This is a genomic window from Paenibacillus sp. ATY16 (assembly GCF_003399985.2).
Lineage (GTDB): Bacteria > Bacillota > Bacilli > Paenibacillales > Paenibacillaceae > Pristimantibacillus > Pristimantibacillus glycanilyticus.
Genome location: NZ_NMOK02000037.1, coordinates 346,713 through 363,329, shown reverse-complemented (window position 1 = coordinate 363,329; position 16,617 = coordinate 346,713). Strand labels below are relative to the sequence as shown.

Here is a 16,617-nt window from a genome sequence, read left to right as displayed (position 1 = left end):
ACGCGGCATCAGATATGCAATCAAGGAGCAGTTATGATTTTATGATCTTTCATCGCGTAACTTCCATCGGGGCTATCATTTTTTAATAAGAGTTGAACACGTTCGCCATCCGGCTTGCACAGCTCTACCGTTATTTCAAAATATTGAGCTCCGTGAATGGCGTCAACCGGGAGCGTGCGGCTTCTATTCTTTTTAAGCGTAAAATGTTCATTGATCGAAATAATCCTCTCGCAATTAAACTGAGGATATTTTTCGTTGTAAATCTTCTGCAGCGAGCTCTTGATCACGGGGTTTAATTCCTGCAGCATCGCTTTCTCAAGGACATCCGTACGTGGATTCGGATCAGCATATGCATAAGCCCTTGAATACACAATCAGGAAACAAACTAAAGGGATAACCACAATACGACGAAAATTCATCTTATTTCTCTCCTAGTCGTCAATTATTCAAGTAAAGTATTTCTTAACGTCTGGAAAAGAATACAGAATAACCCCCACCGTATGGTGAGGGCCTTCTGTTGTAAATTCAATTATTTTGCAAAAGCTTCGAAACCGCGCATAATAGCTGCTACCCAAATTAATTAACGGGATTAACGAAGGCGGTCAGTGGCCTTTCTTGCGGATTTGCTTATCGTGATGCTCTCCCCATTCCTTGGCTTTCGCGGTAGCGATCGAAATCGCGCGGCCTTCGGAATAGCCATCCTTCAACAGCTCGTTAGCGATATCAATCGCCTTGTTGCGGATCGGAGCCATGAAGTTTTTGAGAGAATCCGGATAGTCGTCTTTGTTCCAAGGCATGTCCATTCCTCCTTAAAACGTTGCTACTCTCTTATAGACATCCATGTTGTATTTGAAACAGGGATATGAGCGATTGATTTACTCTTTTGCTGCAATTGTATGGATGCCTTAAAGATCAGTAACCGCTCCTTTTGAAGCAGAGGACACCAGTCTGGCATACTTCACTAATACGCCTGAGCTTACTTTAAGCGGAGGCTGCGTCCATGCTTTCGCCCGTGCGGACAATTCCTCTTCCGTCACTTGGAACATGATCTGCTGGGTTTCGCTGTCAATCGTGACGATGTCCCCGTTCTTAAGCAGCGCGATTGGCCCTCCTACTTGCGCTTCCGGCGATACATGGCCAACTACGAATCCGTGTGAACCGCCGGAGAATCGACCATCCGTCAAGAGAGCAACCTCCCCGCCAAGACCTTTGCCTACAATCAATGCGGTAACCGACAACATTTCCGGCATGCCTGGCCCTCCCTTAGGTCCGCAGTAGCGAATCACCAGCACGTCGCCTTTATGGATTTCATTATTCAAAATAGCCTCGGTTGCTTCATCCTCGCTATCATACACCTTGGCCGGTCCAACAAACCGCAGCTTCTTCATGCCTGACATCTTGGCAACGGCGCCTTCCGGGGCTAGGTTTCCTTTAAGCACGACTAGAGGTCCATTTGGCTTCAGCGGATTGTCCAATGGACGAATAACGTCCTGGTCCTGTTGCAGCGGAGCAATGTCGTTTAAATTTTCCGCCAAGGTCTTACCGGTAACGGTTAAGCAATCCCCATGAAGAAGGCCTTCGGCAAGCAATAACTTCATAACGCCCGGAACTCCGCCGATATCGTTTAAATCCTGCATCGCGTATCTGCCGCTTGGCTTCAGGTCTGCCAGATGAGGTACGCGAAGCCGGATCTGCTCAAAATCATCCAAGGTTAAGTCAACGCCTACCGAGTGCGCAATGGCCAGCAAATGCAGGAAGGCATTGGTTGAACCTCCCAAAGCCATAACAACCGTAATCGCATTCTCGAACGCTTTTCTTGTCATAATGTCCTTTGGGTAAATTTCCTGTTCCAGCAGCGAAATAACCTGTTTGCCGGCTGCAGCGCATTCCGCAGCTTTGTCAGGCGATATAGCAGGCGTGGAAGAAGAACCTGGGAGACACATGCCCATTGCTTCCGCCGCTGCAGCCATCGTATTAGCGGTATACATCCCGCCGCAAGAGCCCGGGCCCGGACATACGCTGCATTCGACCTTGTGAAGCTGCTCATCCGTCATTCTTCCGTCGTGATATTGACCAACCGCTTCAAAAGCCGTAACGATATCGACTTTCTTCCCGTCCAGATTACCGGGTTGAATGGTCCCTCCATACACGTAAACGGCCGGAAGATTCATACGACCGATTGCCATAAGACAAGCCGGAGTGTTTTTATCGCAGCCGCCGATCGCTACGATTCCGTCAAACCGCTCTGCTCCGGTTACAATTTCAATGGAATCCGCAATTGCTTCCCTGCTTGGCAGGGAAAACAACATGCCGCCATGTCCCATGGATATACCGTCTGATACGGTTATGGTATTAAAAATCAAGGGAGCGCCGCCATGGTTGCGTACTCCTTGCTTAGCCTGAGCTGCCAAGTCGTTGATATGCATATTGCACGGGGTGACTTCGCTCCATGTACTGGCTACGCCAATCATCGGCTTCTTGAAATCCTCATCCGTAAAACCTACAGCGCGCAGCATCGCCCTGTTTGGTACTCGATTAACTCCCTCGCTAATTACCTTGCTGCGAATTCGAAGATCTTTTCCATTTGCCATGTTTCTCGCTCCTATCTCTTAAAGTAATTCATATAATTCCTGCATCGGGCGAATGAAGTTTTGCTTCATCACGTTATGAGCAAGCTCGCTGTCCTTTTTCTCAAAGGCCGAAATAATTCGTGCATGCTCATCGACTGACGTTTGCGCAGCAGTAATCGGCTGTTTTAAGAACACATATTTAAAGCGCCGGATATGAATCTGAAGGGATGCGCTGAAGGTAGCGATATAAGGATTGTCCGACAGCTCCACGATTAAATTATGGAACTGTTCATCCGCCTCCATCGCTTGATAAGCTTGACCGCTCTTAATGGAATCAGCAAATTCCAGATTGATTGCCCTTAACTGCTCAATTTGATCGGGAACAATAATTTTCGCCGTAATTTCGGCTGCTAAAGCCTGGAGAACGGCCATCGTAGAATACATTTTAAATATGTCGTCCTTCTCGATTTCCGTTACTTTCGTTTCTTTTCCCGGATGCGTGGATACAAGCCCTTGTACTTCGAGCAGTTGAAAGGCTTCACGTATCGGCGTGCGGCTGACGCCAAGCGATTCCGCCAATTCGGCGTCGATCAGTTTTTCTCCTGGCTGCAAAGTACCGTCGATAATCCATCGTTGGATTTGGGAAAAGGCTCTTTCTTTTGCGGACATTCGCGCAGGCGAGACGAAATTTTTAGGTACCGGCATGGATTTAATCATCCTTACTCTTTTTTATCGATTATCAATCTTATATGCAATATATCGCATACCTATATTTAATGCAAGCAACATATCCCATTTTTATCAGAATAAAAAAAGACGCCCCCTGTTGGGTTCGTCTTCCTACTCGGATTTGTTTGTCTCTTGCCTACTCCATTCCGGCGGCAAAAGCCTGGCATATTGGGGTTGCGCGTAACGGTCGTCAATCAGCATGAGCATTCCCCGGTCGTTTTCCGAACGGATCAGCCGCCCGCCGGCCTGCAGCACTTTGTTCATGCCGGGAAAGACGTATGCATATTCGAAGCCGTTTTTCCCTTGGCGGTCGAAATAGTCTTTAATAATGTTCCTTTCCAGCCCGACCTGGGGCAATCCTACTCCAACGACGGCCACGCCGGTAAGACGGTCCCCCACCAAATCGATCCCCTCCGAGAAAATGCCGCCCATAACGGCGAAGCCGACAAGCGTCTTTTTATTGTCCGGTGCAAAGGCGGCCAGATAGGCATCCCGCTCCTCCTCGGACATAGAAGGCTTTTGGACAATCGTCGTATAGGTTGTCATCTCTTCGGAGGACGGCGACAGTTCCATTAAACGTTCATACACTCCGTTCATGTAGGCATATGACGGAAAAAACACAAAATTATTGCCCCGTCGCCGTTCGGCCATCGAATGCAGCAAACTCGCGACCCGGTCCATTGTCCGTTCGCGGTCCTGATAACGGGTCGACAGCCGTTCGATCCGGACATCAAGCTGCTCGGACGAGAATGGCGAGGGAATGGCAACGGCGTAATCCGTTTCAGCATCTCCGCCAAGCATGTCCATAAAATAATGAAGCGGAGACAGCGTAGCGGAAAACAGAATCTGAGCTTTGTAGCCTTTGGCAAATTGCCGAAGCAGATACGAGGGATCGAGGCAGAACAGCTTGATGCGAACGTCATTCCTTTCCTTCTCGGCGTAGGTGACGTATCGCTCGTCATAAAGCTTGGCTATGCGCAAGAAATGCTGGCAACCGAAATAGACGTCCAGCAATAACGGATCTTGGTCCCCTTGAGCCAATTGCTCTTCCGCCGTTTGGACAAGCGATTCCAATTGTTCAATCAATTGCTCAGGCAGGTAACGCTCCATGTTTGTTCCGGTTGCTTCCTTGCCGACTTCCTCAATCGATTTGCGCAAAGCGATAAAATATTGGTTTACTGCTTTCGCCGATTGGTACACGAGCGGACGAATCGTTTTGCTTGCGCGCTGAAGCTCGAGAAAATCGGCTTTTTTAAGCTCCGCCGAATACATTTCCCGTGCCCGGTCGACAAGGTTATGCGCTTCGTCTACCAATAATGCCGTCTTCCGCTTCTGCTCCTCAAACAGTCTCTTCAGGTTTACGCGAGGATCAAAAATATAGTTATAATCGCAAATGACCGCATCCGCCGCATAAGCGGCATCAAGCGAAAACTCGAACGGGCAGACATGGTGCTTGTAAGCGTACCGTTCAATGACTTCGCGCGTCATGGACGTCTCGTTGCCCAGCATGTCCAGGATGGCTCCATTTACGCGGTCGTAATACCCTTTTGCGAATTCGCAGTACTCGGGAGAACAGCGAACTTCGTCTTTCAGGCATACCTTTTCCTTTGCCGTCAACGTAACCGCATGCAGATGCAGACCGCCATCGCCGAGCATCTTAAGCGCGTCTTCGGCAGCCGTGCGCGTTGTCGTTCGGGCTGTTAAATAAAAGAGCCGCTCCAGCCGTTCCTCCCCAATCGCTTTCACAGCCGGAAAAAGTGTCGACATCGTCTTGCCTATTCCGGTTGGCGCCTTCGCAAACAGCTTGCGCCCATCCACGATCGTCTGGTACACGGAAGCTGCCAGCTTGCGCTGGCCAGCCCGATACGAGGAGAACGGGAAAGCCAGTTTCTTGATGCTGGCATCCCGTTTTGCGGCATGAAGAATCTTCATTGCGGCATACGGATAATAGCTGCTAACCGTATCGTGCAAAAACTGCTCGAGTTCCGTTACTGTCATCGTCCGCACGAAGCGGCGGCATTCTCCGGTGTCTATATGCATGTAGGTGAGCTGAACGTTAATCGAAGCTAATTCCCGCTCCTTTGCGACCATATAGGCATAACAATACGCCTGCGCCCAATGAACGAAGTGCGTCTCCTCCATAAGGGCGGGGAGTCTGCCGGAGGTGGATTTGATCTCGTCGATCGTTAGCCCGCCATCGGTCTGAAGAAGACCGTCGCAACGGCCGTCAATGACAAACAGCAGATCCCGGAAAGCCAGTTCTGCCGATACGTATACCTCTTTGGCATCCTGCTCGCCATATTGCCGCTGTATTTGCTGATGCGCCTTCGTTCCTTCCGTAAGCGCAACGGCCGATCGGAAAGCTGTATCGATATCCCCACTCCTATAAGCGTATTCCACGAGCGCACGCACGGATAATTTCACAGTATTTGTCATAACGTTCTTCTCGCTCCTCGCTCTTCGCCGTACAAGATTCCTTATTGAATCGACTATACCAAACGGATGTTCGCGAGTAAATAGAGCGATGCTGTTTCAATGATCGATTTCCTGTTTATTTACTAACCAGAGTTCAATATTAATCTCGAGAGGAATGAATGTAGCATGACTACCAAAACAACCAAAACCGTCCAACAACACTTGAACCGCCAAATCGCCAACTGGAGCGTTCTCTATACGAAGCTTCACAACTATCATTGGTACGTCAAAGGTTCGCAGTTCTTTACGCTGCACGTTAAGTTCCAGGAGCTCTATGAAGAAGCGGCACTGCATGTCGACGAAATCGCGGAACGCTTACTCGCGGTAAAAGGCCAGCCGATCGCCACAATGAGCGACCACCTGAAGGAGTCCACCCTTAAGGAGGCCAGCGGCAAGGAGACAGCCGAACAAATGGTTGACCAGCTTATTAAAGATTTCTCGTTAGTGATAGATGAACTTAAAGAAGGAATGGATGAAGCCGAGGAAGCCGGCGACGAAACAACGGCGGACATGCTTCTTGCCATCCATAGCAAGCTCGAAAAACATGTTTGGATGCTTAGCGCGTTTAACGGTAAATAAAAAGTTTGCCCATTTAACAACAACAGCCCGCTTCTAATGAAGCGGGCTGTTTACATTTAACGCAATTGCAGCCATCCGGGAATAACCCTTACGTAATCCATCGTATCTTCCCATTCGATGAAGCGCTCCTCGCGCAATTTCTCAAGCGCCTTTCGGATCTGCCCCGTTTCCCTTTGAGCGAATCGCGCTAATTCCGGAATAACGATACGCGTATTCTGATGGCCATTTCGATTAAATAGAATCCTGAGCAATTTCCGCTCCGTATCGTTCAACAGGTTAAGCCCCTTCTTTCTTTCGCGCGATTTCAACATCTACGATTCCTTCGAGATTGAAAATACGAATGGCTTGAGCCTGGAAACAATACGCCTTCAGCCGACCGGCTTTAACCGATATAACGCGAACATCGCGTATGCTTACCTCGCGCTTTCGATCAATATAAATGAGCTGTACCACTTTGCCGATAAACCTCTCCATTCGAATTCACCCCGTCAGGAACATTTGTTCTTATTTATTATATACCAAACATACGTTCCCGATGCAAGATCTCAAACGTAAAATGGAATAATTTAAGCGCCTGGCTAGCCCGCAACAAAAAACAGCAGCCGATTTGGCTGCTGTTCCCGTTATTTTTTCCGTCTCGAGGCCTATAGTTCTTTTTCGCTTAAAAATTCGTTTTGCACTTCTTCGCCATTCGGATTGCTATTTTTAATCTGGCTTAGACGTCCATTGCGGTTCTCTCCGCCGTGAACGCTATTTTGCCGCTGATCATTATTGTCGGTATGATCATGCTGGTTATGGTTGTAGTTACTGTTATCGGACATTTCCGGGCTCATCCTTTCTGCAAAAGCTAAATCTAGATTGTGTATTTCCGGTCAGATTTATGCAGTTCAATCGTTAAGACAAGATTTCGATGTACCCTTCCGTTCCGTGCACCCGGATCCGCTGCCCGTCTTTAATCAAAGTCGTGGCATTCTCTACGGCAACTACCGCGGGAATCCCGTATTCGCGCGCAATAACCGCGCCATGCGTCATTAGTCCACCTACTTCAGTGACAAGACCTTTGATGGATACAAACAGAGGGGTCCAGCTCGGGTCCGTAAAAGAGGTAACTAATATATCCCCGTCCTCCAAATTTGCTTCCCCCATGTCCAGGATGACGCGTGCCCGGCCCTCGATAACGCCGGAGGAAACCGCTAAACCCGCTATAGCCTCGGCGGGCAGATTTTCGCGTCTGTACTCGCCTGCAATGATTTCGCCGTCAGATGTAATGACGCGTGGCGGAGTTAGCTTTTCGTACCGCTTATAATCGTCTTTTCGTTTAATGATGAGCTGCTCATCCAATTGGTTCGAGCGTATAACCTCTTTAAGCTCTTCAAAAGCGAGATAGAACACATCTTCTTTTTCTTGTATGACGTTCTTGTGCACGAGTTGTTCGGCTTCCTTCAGAATGGCCTGCTTATAAACAAAATAACGGCTGACCATCCCGTATTTCGGATACTCCCGGTAACCGGCATAATTCCGGATCAGATTAATTCTTTTCTTAGTTTCGCTTGCTTTTTCCTCGCCATCGGGCAATTGCCTTAACCTTGCTAATATCTCTTGTTCCTTATCCAGAGCTTCCTGGCGTCCTTGCTCGAATTTAAGGGTGCTGTCATTGGGTTCGAAGTTTTTAATGTTTGTGAGTATAACGGGAATAAGCGCAGCCGGATTTTCGCTCCAGCGGGTTCTGGTCAAATCGATCTCTCCGGGACAACGCATGCCGTATTTCTCGAGATAATGATGAATCGCAGTTAGGGCTTGCTGTCCTCCCTTCACCTTGATTAGTCCCTCCAAATCATCTTTACCATTCTGCAAATATTCAATGACTTGCGGATATGGACGAATGACATCCGCGACATCCATAAGCGCTAATCCCATTTCCGAGGTAACGTTATTCGGAACCGATTGAGATAACGTATCCGCTGCGTTTTTCTCGCCTAACCATTCGTAAAGCTTCTCGTTGATCCAGGTTAAAGCATTCATGGAAGCCATAATCATTTGAATGCTTTGCGGGTTAAATAATACCTTCCTCAGCTGCTGGATATCCTCCACGATAAAATCAAATAGCTCCGTGCCAGATTTCGTTTGGATCGTTCGTTTTAATTCCTCGATCGACGCTTCGCTATTCTTAATTAAATCATCAACCATATGAGGCTCAAGCTCCGGTTCTGCTTTAGCATTTGCAGGCGGAGAAGCTTTTTGGCTGTGGCCGGGATGAGGTTCGCAAGCTTCCATCGATACGGGCTGGATATAATCTCCACGCTTGATTACGGTCGTTAAGGCGTCCTTGATCAGCGGTTCGGATTGTCCGATTGTATTTAATAGCCGTTCCCTGCTTTCCGGAGAAGCAAGCATTTGGGTAACATCAACAAACAACCATCCGCCTGCCCTCCGCATGGGTGCGGGAGTCGTCATGAGGTAGAAGGATAGACCGAGCGGTTTGATAGGGTCGGTCATCATTTGCTGGTGGGCAACGGATACGTAAACATGATTTCCTGCATCATTCGCTTCTGGAATCGGGAACAAGGTTGTGATAGGCCGGCTCTGAACGATATGAAAAGTATCCTCCGCCATGCACCATTCGATATCTTGCGGACAGCCAAAATAGGCTTCAATCCGTCTTCCGATCCGTGCCAGTCGCAAAATCTGTTCTTCCGTCAGCACTTGATTGTTCTGCCGGTCAGGATCCATCGGCTGCGTTTCGGTTCCGCCATTTTCACGGCTATAGATCGCGAGCTTTTTGGCTGCTATCCTCTTGTCGACAATGATTTCATCCCGCACTTTATAGCAATCGGCAGATACCACGCCGGAGACCAGCGCTTCTCCGAGTCCAAAGCCGGCATCAATGGACAACACCTTGCGGTTAGCCGTAACGGGATCCGCGGTAAATAAAATGCCCGATGCGTAAGGGAAGACCATCTTTTGGATGATGACGGATAGATGAACTTGACCGTGGTCGAATCCGTTCTGCATCCGGTAGATGACCGCGCGTTCCGTGAACAAGGATGCCCAGCATTTGCTGATATGCCTAAGTATCTCTTCCTTGCCGACGATATTGAGATAGGTATCCTGTTGTCCGGCAAAAGAGGCATGCGGCAGGTCCTCTGCCGTTGCGCTGGAGCGTACGGCATAGGCAGCCTGCTCGCCAAACCGCGAAAGGTAATGAGCAACGGCTGCTACAACCTCCGCCGGAATCTCGAGTTGTCTGATAGTCTGACGGATTTCGCTGCTGATTGAGCCGATCTCCCCTCGGTCCCCGGGCTTCAGCGACGTTAACCGGTTCACCAAAGCATGCAACGTTTGACTTGATTCAATGGCTTTTCGATAGCCTTCGGTGGTCACGCAAAATCCCTCAGGCACGTGTATGCCATTCATTTTTGATAATTCGCCAAGATTGGATCCCTTTCCGCCAACAAGCGAAACCTGAGTTTGGTCGGCTTCCTTCAAATCAAGCACCAATGAATTCATTCCGCATCTCTCCCGATCGTAAATTTGATAAAAACATTTGACAAGATTTGAATCGGCATGCTACAATTAAATTGTAAGATAAGATAACTATGACTTTTTATTATAAGGCAGTCGTAAACCGATTATAACATTGCGTTTACGGATGCGCAATATAAAGAACCCGGGCTTTTGCCCAGGTTCTTTTTTGTTTATATTTATTTATGTTCATCTGAACAGGCGTAAATTGTCAGCCAGCTGCCGGAGCGCGGAAGGATCAATCGGTGACAGGTTGGATTTGTTGTGCCGGACAGCCGATCCAAAGTGAACCTCCCCTACTCCGGTTCGCGTTATAAAGTCTGCAACGCCTTCCGTCGTAAGACCGCTTCCCGCCAAAATCGCAAGATGGCTTCCTGCGGCTGCTGAAACAAGATCGGCCATTTCCTTCACCGATTCTATCGCCGGTCTTGGCCCGGCAGAAGTTAAGACGCGCGTAATTTGCGGATACTTCATCAAGGTTCGAAGACCTTCATGCTGATCCGCCAGCTCGTCAAACGCTCGGTGAAACGTTACTTGCAAACTGCCGGTAAGCGGCAGAAGCCTCTCAAGCGCCCGTTCGTCGATTTTCCCCTCCGGCGTTAAAGCGCCTAGCACAACGCCTGCCGCTCCGGCATTTACAATCGCTTTTATTTCCAAAGCCATCGTATCGATATCATGCTCCGCGTACACAAAGGAACGGCTGTGCGGACGCACCATTACAAATACCGGAATCCGGACGGCTTGTACCACCCGCTCCACGAGACCGATTCCTGGCGTTAAGCCTCCTTCCGTAATCGCCGTTATTAGCTCAAGACGGTCCGCTCCGTTCGCTTCCGCCGTCAAAGCATCGTCCATGCACGTTGCTATGACTTCCAATATCATAACTATACCTTCTCTCTCCCGATGCTTATTTACCAGCCCGATCTTTTGAATGATTATGAATCGGCAGCCTGATTTCGATTCGGGTACCTATGTCTACTTTGCTGTCATAAATGATACGGCCGTGATATTGCTTAATGATTTTGTGACTAATCATGAGTCCTAGTCCCGTTCCCTTCTCTTTCAAGCTGTAGAAGGGCTGTCCCAGACGGTGAAGATGCTCCTCCGGAATGCCGCAGCCTTGATCTTGAATGGAAATTAAACACTCACCTGCTTCGTCCAATTGCATGCCGATATGAATTTTCCCTCCGTTAGACATGGATTCGATCGCATTTTTTAAAACATTGAGGAACACCTGCTTTAATTGATGTTTGGCGCATGTAACCGGGAAATAATCTCCCTCGTACTCGCGGATGAATTCAATATTGCTTAACAGCGTCTGCGGCGTCAGAAATTCAAGCGTTTGCTCAATGACGTCCTTGACGTTCGCGACGGTATACATTGCCGCCTGCGGCTTGGCCATCGAGAGAAGCTCGCTTGTAATGATTTCGATGCGTTCCAGCTCGTCCCGGAGCAAATCCCCGTATTTCATAGTAGGGTTCTCTATATTATATAATTGGAGAAATCCTTTGAGCGTAGTCAGCGGATTGCGAATCTCGTGGGCAACGCCGGCGGCCAATTCCCCGACAATCGAGAGTTTCTCGGATTGCAGCAGAAACTCCTCTGCCTTTTTGCGTTCGGAGATATCCCGGCTGATAATGACGATATGCTCGATCCGGCCATCCTTGCCCTCAACCGGCTTGCATAACGAATCAAATGGTATCAATCGGCCGTCCGTATGACGGAACCGAATTTCCATCGAAAGCGATTTTTTTTGATTCAATATTTTCGTTATCGTCTGGTTAAACATCTTCGCATCATCCGGACTTATGATCCGATCCAGCTCCGCGCGGTTCAAGGACAGACTAGAATATCCAAGCACAAACGCGTGGGACGGCGAGAAATACCGTATCGAGTGATCAGGATCCATCACCACAATGAGGTCGGACGTATTCTCGGCAATTAACCGGTACTGGTATTCGCTCTCGAGAAGCGACAGCTCCATTTCGTTGCGTTCGGCGATGGTGCGGCGCAGACGTTCATGGGATTCAATCAACAGCGCGCCTAGCAAAACGCCCAATATGACAAAACAGACGTACTGCAGATGAAAGAGCGGCTCGTTCACCAGGATCCGGAAGGTAAATACCACGCATGCGTACAGCAGGACATAGGCGCCCGAAAATGCAAGGCTTCTCTTAATAGGCGGCAGCTGCCGGCGGGAGAAGTAAATATGCAGAAGAGAAAAAGCCAGCATAATAAAAGCCCAGCCTTCAATGGCGGGCATCCAATTGCCGCTTGAAAGCAAACGGACGGACAACGCGAATAACCCGGTGATAATACCCGGTATGGGGCCGAGATAGGCAAACATCAAAATAACGGGAGAATATCGAATGTCGTAGACATAACCTTGCTGCTTAACCGCTAATAAAACGAGGATGACGGAAACAACTCCCGCATAAAGACCTCCCCAGAGCGGATGCTTCAGCGGCTTGAAATTTATAAATGAACGGAAAATGAATGGAACGCTAACCAGCAGCGAAAAGATCGATAGATTCACAATATAATCAATAAGAAACAAAAAGGATCACCTACGCCTCGTAGTCTTGCTAAACGCCATCCTTCTAACCAAATAAATCCTACTGTGTAAATGAATACTATACGAATGTTCGAAATCCTTGTTACCTTCATCTAAAAGTTTTATTAGGTTTGGCAACAATCGATTTCCTGCCCTTAGAAACACTCTATAGACGTTGGTATTGTCGATTTGTTGCATCAACAAAAAAGAGATTGCCCTCTCATAAGCGGACAATCTCTTTTGAAGCAACGTTAGAATAACTTCTCCGCAAACGGCTTAACGAGCGATTGATAAGCAGCTTGGCGCCCCTCTTCCAGCTTGCCGATATACCCTTCCCGCCATGCCGCGGCGGCTTGAACTTTCTGCGTCAGCTTGTCGGCCAATTGCCGGTCATCCGAAGCAACAATCCAATCGGCCAAGTCCAGACCGTTCATCAGATCGAAGCCTTTGAACCGGTAGCCGATACATACAAAGGGAACGTTAGCCGCCGCAGATAGCAGATTGGCATGCAGCTTGAGGTTGATCGTCGCTTCGAATCCCGACAATTGCCTTACGTAATCCGCAGCCGAATACACTTTAGGATCGAATGCTACGCGCTCGTCATGGCCTATCTTGCGGTACAGGCTTGCAAGCGCCTTTTCGTCCGGACCCCAGACGGAGTACAGATGGAGCTTGTACCCAAGTGCGAGAAGCGATCGTCCCGTCTCCGCCAGCCGATCCTCCACCTCTTCCTCGTTACCTCCGTAAATCCGGTTATACGAAGTTCCCCAGTTGATTCCAATCGTGCGATTGTCCCCTTCCAGATCTTCGGATAGCGGCTCAGTCACCATTGGCTTCAGCGCATTCATCAGCATGGCGGAATCTCCGCTGATCTCCATGCGCTTAGGCAATGCGCCAAGCGATTCGATATAATCCCGCGTCCAAGGCCCCCGAACGCCGCAGTAGACGCTATGCTCCAAGATATCCTTCAGCTTTTGGCGATACGCCGCGCTTTCCGCGGCCCCCTCCGGCTTCGGCCGCCCGTCAATTGCCGGGATCCATTTATGCAGACGGTCATGGCCGCTGCCCCAGATGACAATGGTCTTCCCAAGCTCTAACGCCTCATGCACAAGTTCGACATAACCGGGTACAATAAGTGATCCTCCGCCAAGAACGATCGTATCGTATTGGCCTACCTTCTTCCATTCAACGTTAGGAAGCGAGGGGATAACTTGATACTCCTCCTTCGCCAGATGGGTGTCCGCCAAAGTCTTAAACATCTCCCACATCCACTCGTCCCCAAGATTGTTGAAGCCAATCCATCCTAAATACAGTACCTTTCGCATACGTTACCTTCACTCCATTCCTATCAGACTTTTGCCAGCAAAGAGCCGTACAACTGCTTCAACTGCAGCGCTTTGCCTTGAATGTCAAAGTTCGCCCGCGCCCACTCTTGTCCCTGATGGCCTATTTCTTCTAGATTGATCGCTGCTGATAGCGCTCCGCTGATTGCTTCTCCGATTAACCGCTCGGTCGGACGCTCCTTGGAATTATGGTCGCCAAAATAATAAAGCCATGCCTCGTCATAAACAGACTGGTCCACAAGGCCGAAATAACCGTGATTCCCAATAGCCAGAACCGGTTTGCCGCAAGCCATTGCCTCCAGCGCGACTCGCCCCGTCCCGACAACCAGGTCGCCGAGATTGTAATAGTCGCCCATTTGCATCTGATTGCCTACCAGATGGACGAATTTCGCGTTGCAATCGTGGTTCGCGGTCTCCGCCAGTTCGGCGATAGCAGCTGCTTGATTGCCGGAGCCGGCAATAACCAAATGAAGGGGCATCTTTTCATGAAGGCGAAGAGTTCGTGCCGCCCGCACGAGCATCGCGCAAACCGCTGCCTTGTCCCATGCCAGGCGGGACGCGTAGACAACGACCTTGTCTTCGTCCGGGATTTGAAGACTGGCGCGCAAGGCTGCGGATGATGCGGGTCGATATTGTTCAAAATCTATACCGTTGGCAATCATATAGGACGGAAAATTCAAATAATCCAAATATCCCTGTATGGGAGGACTAACGCTAATGAAGGTACATCCGGCATCCTTCAGCAATTGAAGCTGCTCTGTCGGATAGTAGGCACCGTGTACGGTAAAGACAACCGGGATCCCCAGTTTTCGTGCCGCTCTTGCCGCATGCAAGCCGGATGGCGTCTGGTGAATATGCACGAGATCGATCTGACGGCTGCGCATAATATGCGTAAGCGCGGATTCCGCCTGCTTCTGGCGTTCCGGGTCCATCAGCCGCTCAGCCGTCAAATCCACGCGGTGAATCGGACATCCCGCGCGGGCAAAAGCTTCGTACATCACGCCTGTCCCGCCTGCATACACCGGCATGACGCCAAGCGCCGGCAAAGCCTTCACAAGGCTCAGCACATACGTTTCCGTGCCGCCGACAGCCAAGCTGTCCATCACCATCAGCAGCCGAATCCGATTACGCGTCATGACCCTGCTCCTTCTTCGATTTGCCGAAAAATTCACGTGAACGCTGCTTTTGATGCTTGCGGTAGTAATACAGCGCCTCCCGCAAATTGTCCACGTTTCTTGCACCCGGCTTGATAACCTTGGATATAAATTCGTAATCCTCGGCTCCTTCGATACGTCTTGTATGCCCGCCGATGCGGTCGAACACCGTTCCTCGAAACATAGCCGTCCCATGGCAGATGCAATGCCCTCCTTTGGCATAGACTTTCCCGATCTGATCCCCGTATTTCAACCAATTTACAGGCAGACGCCTGTCCGGCTGACCATCCTCGAACACCTCGTAATTCGTACCCAGCAGATCAATATGCTGGTTATCGTTCAAATAACGAACCTGCTTGGCCAGCCTTTCCGGATGAGACAGATCATCCGCATCCTGAATGGCGATATACTCTCCTTTCGCCAGATACATCCCGGCCGTTATGGCGCCGGCGTAACCCGCATTGCGCGGAAGACGAAGCGTGTAAATTCCTTTTATTCCCTGCAGCAACGGCTCGTTGCTGTTCAGCCAATTTACGGCGAATTCGTATGACCCGTCCGTAGACAAATCATCGATAAGAATAAGTTCCCAATTCGTGTAGGTCTGATTGAGCAGGCTTGTCAAGCAATCCGACAGATAGGGAAGCTTGTTGTAGACGGTGACAACAATGCTGACTAGTCCTGGCACGCGTTGATACGACAAATGCCTCACCTCCCTTTTTCTTCTAAATCGTCATAACAGCCGGATATAAGAAATAAAGCGCAATTGAATGATGGCATAGCTGCCGTTCTCATACCCGAATACTTCCGAAGTGCGGATCGTAACAGCCGATCCGTCAACCGATACCAGCGTTCCGCACAGCGTCTCCAAGGTGCTTGCAATCTGTACTTCTTTGTTCACGAAAGACAGTAGCTCTTCAATCATCGTTCCACCTTCTTTCCTGTCAATTGAAAGGAGACCAGCTGTTCCAGCGGAACCATAACCATCGTTCCTCCAGGCTCGCGAACGACCAAAAAATCGCCGCCTACCTTCGTAATGGTCCCTTCGACTGTACCTGCCGACGTTAATAATTCGGCTGGCTTGCTTGTGTATGGCTCGAATACTTGCCTGAGCTTATTCAAGTTGTACGAGCCGGCATCGCGTTGTCCCTCCATTCCGAGCGAAGCCAATTCTTCCCGAATCGTTTGACGCAGCTCTGCCAGAAGTGCCGACATGTCACACGGATTCGAACCTTGCGGCTGTATCGCGCTCGACTGAGGCAACAAACGGGCAAGCCCGTCGAAATATTCCTTCAGTTCTTTCTCGTTTACGATAATTTTCATCGCTCCATCCTCCCTTTCCCTCTCTCGGAAACTATCAATCTCCATACTTACTAGCGTATACAGTTTGAGGGTTGAACGATTGAGTCATATCACCAGTCCTCTTGAAAATTTTTTCATAGAATGACAAAAAGGACATCTTCTCCGACTGGGAAGATGTCCTTTTAATTGATCATGTGGCTAACGCAATAAAAAAACCTTATCTGCGAGAAGCAAAATACAAGGTTTCATGCTCGATCTATGTAATTAAATTAAGAAACGAATCAACTTTCGTCCCTAAAAAATTAAAAATCAATATTTTCCAATTCAGAGATATCCTCGATCTCTATAATAGTATTATAACCTGGATTTTATTATAAGTCTATACTTTATTA

17 protein-coding genes are annotated in these 16,617 nt (G+C 49.1%); 1 reads left to right on the top strand and 16 read right to left on the bottom strand.

Features of this window, described 5'->3' with window-relative positions:
• Positions 1-20 precede the first annotated feature (20 nt).
• The 5 genes from CFI03_RS21965 to CFI03_RS21945 form a co-directional block, all read right to left on the bottom strand.
• The gene (locus tag CFI03_RS21965; protein WP_248759647.1) at positions 21-419 is read right to left on the bottom strand and encodes a hypothetical protein; all 399 of its coding nucleotides are present in this window, start codon (positions 417-419) and stop codon (positions 21-23) included.
• Between the two features lie 183 nt (positions 420-602).
• Positions 603-797, bottom strand: a complete 195-nt coding sequence (locus CFI03_RS21960; RefSeq protein ID WP_127496306.1) for a DUF2188 domain-containing protein — start codon at positions 795-797, stop codon at positions 603-605.
• Between the two features lie 108 nt (positions 798-905).
• Complete coding sequence (gene ilvD, locus CFI03_RS21955; protein ID WP_248759645.1) at positions 906-2,591, bottom strand: dihydroxy-acid dehydratase; 1,686 nt, start codon at positions 2,589-2,591, stop codon at positions 906-908.
• A gap of 18 nt (positions 2,592-2,609) precedes the next feature.
• Positions 2,610-3,275: a GntR family transcriptional regulator gene (locus CFI03_RS21950; RefSeq protein ID WP_248759643.1), complete on the bottom strand. Its 666-nt coding sequence runs from the start codon at positions 3,273-3,275 to the stop codon at positions 2,610-2,612.
• 135 nt (positions 3,276-3,410) lie between these two features.
• Entirely contained in the window at positions 3,411-5,735 is a 2,325-nt protein-coding gene (locus tag CFI03_RS21945; protein WP_248759641.1) for a helicase C-terminal domain-containing protein, read from the bottom strand.
• Positions 5,736-5,900: 165 nt separating this feature from the next.
• Between CFI03_RS21945 and CFI03_RS21940 the strand changes: the two genes are divergently transcribed.
• The gene (locus CFI03_RS21940; protein WP_248759639.1) at positions 5,901-6,353 is read left to right on the top strand and encodes a Dps family protein; all 453 of its coding nucleotides are present in this window, start codon (positions 5,901-5,903) and stop codon (positions 6,351-6,353) included.
• 56 nt (positions 6,354-6,409) lie between these two features.
• On the opposite strand, the gene CFI03_RS21935 is transcribed toward CFI03_RS21940, so the two are convergent.
• The 11 genes from CFI03_RS21935 to CFI03_RS21885 all read right to left on the bottom strand — a co-directional run bounded on the left by CFI03_RS21935 (position 6,410) and on the right by CFI03_RS21885 (position 16,246).
• Complete coding sequence (locus CFI03_RS21935; RefSeq protein WP_127496301.1) at positions 6,410-6,664, bottom strand: hypothetical protein; 255 nt, start codon at positions 6,662-6,664, stop codon at positions 6,410-6,412.
• The gene (locus CFI03_RS21930; protein WP_127496300.1) at positions 6,630-6,827 is read right to left on the bottom strand and encodes a WYL domain-containing protein; all 198 of its coding nucleotides are present in this window, start codon (positions 6,825-6,827) and stop codon (positions 6,630-6,632) included. The genes CFI03_RS21935 and CFI03_RS21930 overlap by 35 nt, the downstream gene beginning before the upstream one ends.
• 170 nt (positions 6,828-6,997) lie before the next feature.
• Positions 6,998-7,174, bottom strand: coding sequence for a hypothetical protein (locus tag CFI03_RS21925; protein WP_164775524.1), 177 nt, complete (start codon positions 7,172-7,174; stop codon positions 6,998-7,000).
• A 73-nt stretch (positions 7,175-7,247) separates the two neighbouring features.
• The gene (gene ppsA / locus CFI03_RS21920; protein WP_248759637.1) at positions 7,248-9,860 is read right to left on the bottom strand and encodes a phosphoenolpyruvate synthase; all 2,613 of its coding nucleotides are present in this window, start codon (positions 9,858-9,860) and stop codon (positions 7,248-7,250) included.
• Positions 9,861-10,064: 204 nt separating this feature from the next.
• Positions 10,065-10,757 carry a copper homeostasis protein CutC gene (locus tag CFI03_RS21915; RefSeq protein ID WP_248759635.1) on the bottom strand — a complete coding sequence of 231 codons (693 nt, stop codon included), beginning with the start codon at positions 10,755-10,757 and terminating at the stop codon, positions 10,065-10,067.
• 25 nt (positions 10,758-10,782) lie between these two features.
• Complete coding sequence (locus CFI03_RS21910; protein WP_248759633.1) at positions 10,783-12,432, bottom strand: ATP-binding protein; 1,650 nt, start codon at positions 12,430-12,432, stop codon at positions 10,783-10,785.
• Positions 12,433-12,680: 248 nt separating this feature from the next.
• Entirely contained in the window at positions 12,681-13,754 is a 1,074-nt protein-coding gene (locus CFI03_RS21905) for a polysaccharide pyruvyl transferase family protein (RefSeq protein WP_248759631.1), read from the bottom strand.
• 23 nt (positions 13,755-13,777) lie between these two features.
• Complete coding sequence (locus CFI03_RS21900; protein ID WP_248759629.1) at positions 13,778-14,908, bottom strand: glycosyltransferase; 1,131 nt, start codon at positions 14,906-14,908, stop codon at positions 13,778-13,780.
• Positions 14,898-15,626 carry a glycosyltransferase family 2 protein gene (locus tag CFI03_RS21895; RefSeq protein WP_248759627.1) on the bottom strand — a complete coding sequence of 243 codons (729 nt, stop codon included), beginning with the start codon at positions 15,624-15,626 and terminating at the stop codon, positions 14,898-14,900. Before CFI03_RS21895 ends, CFI03_RS21900 begins: the two co-directional genes overlap by 11 nt.
• Positions 15,627-15,656: 30 nt before the next feature.
• Positions 15,657-15,848, bottom strand: coding sequence for a hypothetical protein (locus tag CFI03_RS21890; RefSeq protein ID WP_248759625.1), 192 nt, complete (start codon positions 15,846-15,848; stop codon positions 15,657-15,659).
• Positions 15,845-16,246 carry a hypothetical protein gene (locus tag CFI03_RS21885; protein WP_248759623.1) on the bottom strand — a complete coding sequence of 134 codons (402 nt, stop codon included), beginning with the start codon at positions 16,244-16,246 and terminating at the stop codon, positions 15,845-15,847. Before CFI03_RS21885 ends, CFI03_RS21890 begins: the two co-directional genes overlap by 4 nt.
• Positions 16,247-16,617: the final 371 nt, after the last annotated feature.

Excerpts from the sequence above, each read along its gene's own strand:
- CFI03_RS21890 (WP_248759625.1), bottom strand. The coding sequence starts at position 15,848 with ATGATTGAAGAGCTACTGTCTTTCGTGAACAAAGAAGTACAGATTGCA.
- CFI03_RS21930 (WP_127496300.1), bottom strand. The coding sequence starts at position 6,827 with ATGGAGAGGTTTATCGGCAAAGTGGTACAGCTCATTTATATTGATCGA.
- CFI03_RS21965 (WP_248759647.1), bottom strand. The coding sequence starts at position 419 with ATGAATTTTCGTCGTATTGTGGTTATCCCTTTAGTTTGTTTCCTGATT.
- CFI03_RS21950 (WP_248759643.1), bottom strand. The coding sequence starts at position 3,275 with ATGCCGGTACCTAAAAATTTCGTCTCGCCTGCGCGAATGTCCGCAAAA.
- ilvD (WP_248759645.1), bottom strand. The coding sequence starts at position 2,591 with ATGGCAAATGGAAAAGATCTTCGAATTCGCAGCAAGGTAATTAGCGAG.
- CFI03_RS21935 (WP_127496301.1), bottom strand. The coding sequence starts at position 6,664 with ATGTTGAAATCGCGCGAAAGAAAGAAGGGGCTTAACCTGTTGAACGAT.
- ppsA (WP_248759637.1), bottom strand. The coding sequence starts at position 9,860 with ATGAATTCATTGGTGCTTGATTTGAAGGAAGCCGACCAAACTCAGGTT.
- CFI03_RS21915 (WP_248759635.1), bottom strand. The coding sequence starts at position 10,757 with ATGATATTGGAAGTCATAGCAACGTGCATGGACGATGCTTTGACGGCG.
- CFI03_RS21925 (WP_164775524.1), bottom strand. The coding sequence starts at position 7,174 with ATGTCCGATAACAGTAACTACAACCATAACCAGCATGATCATACCGAC.
- CFI03_RS21940 (WP_248759639.1), top strand. The coding sequence starts at position 5,901 with ATGACTACCAAAACAACCAAAACCGTCCAACAACACTTGAACCGCCAA.
- CFI03_RS21900 (WP_248759629.1), bottom strand. The coding sequence starts at position 14,908 with ATGACGCGTAATCGGATTCGGCTGCTGATGGTGATGGACAGCTTGGCT.
- CFI03_RS21905 (WP_248759631.1), bottom strand. The coding sequence starts at position 13,754 with ATGCGAAAGGTACTGTATTTAGGATGGATTGGCTTCAACAATCTTGGG.
- CFI03_RS21945 (WP_248759641.1), bottom strand. The coding sequence starts at position 5,735 with ATGACAAATACTGTGAAATTATCCGTGCGTGCGCTCGTGGAATACGCT.
- CFI03_RS21885 (WP_248759623.1), bottom strand. The coding sequence starts at position 16,246 with ATGAAAATTATCGTAAACGAGAAAGAACTGAAGGAATATTTCGACGGG.
- CFI03_RS21960 (WP_127496306.1), bottom strand. The coding sequence starts at position 797 with ATGCCTTGGAACAAAGACGACTATCCGGATTCTCTCAAAAACTTCATG.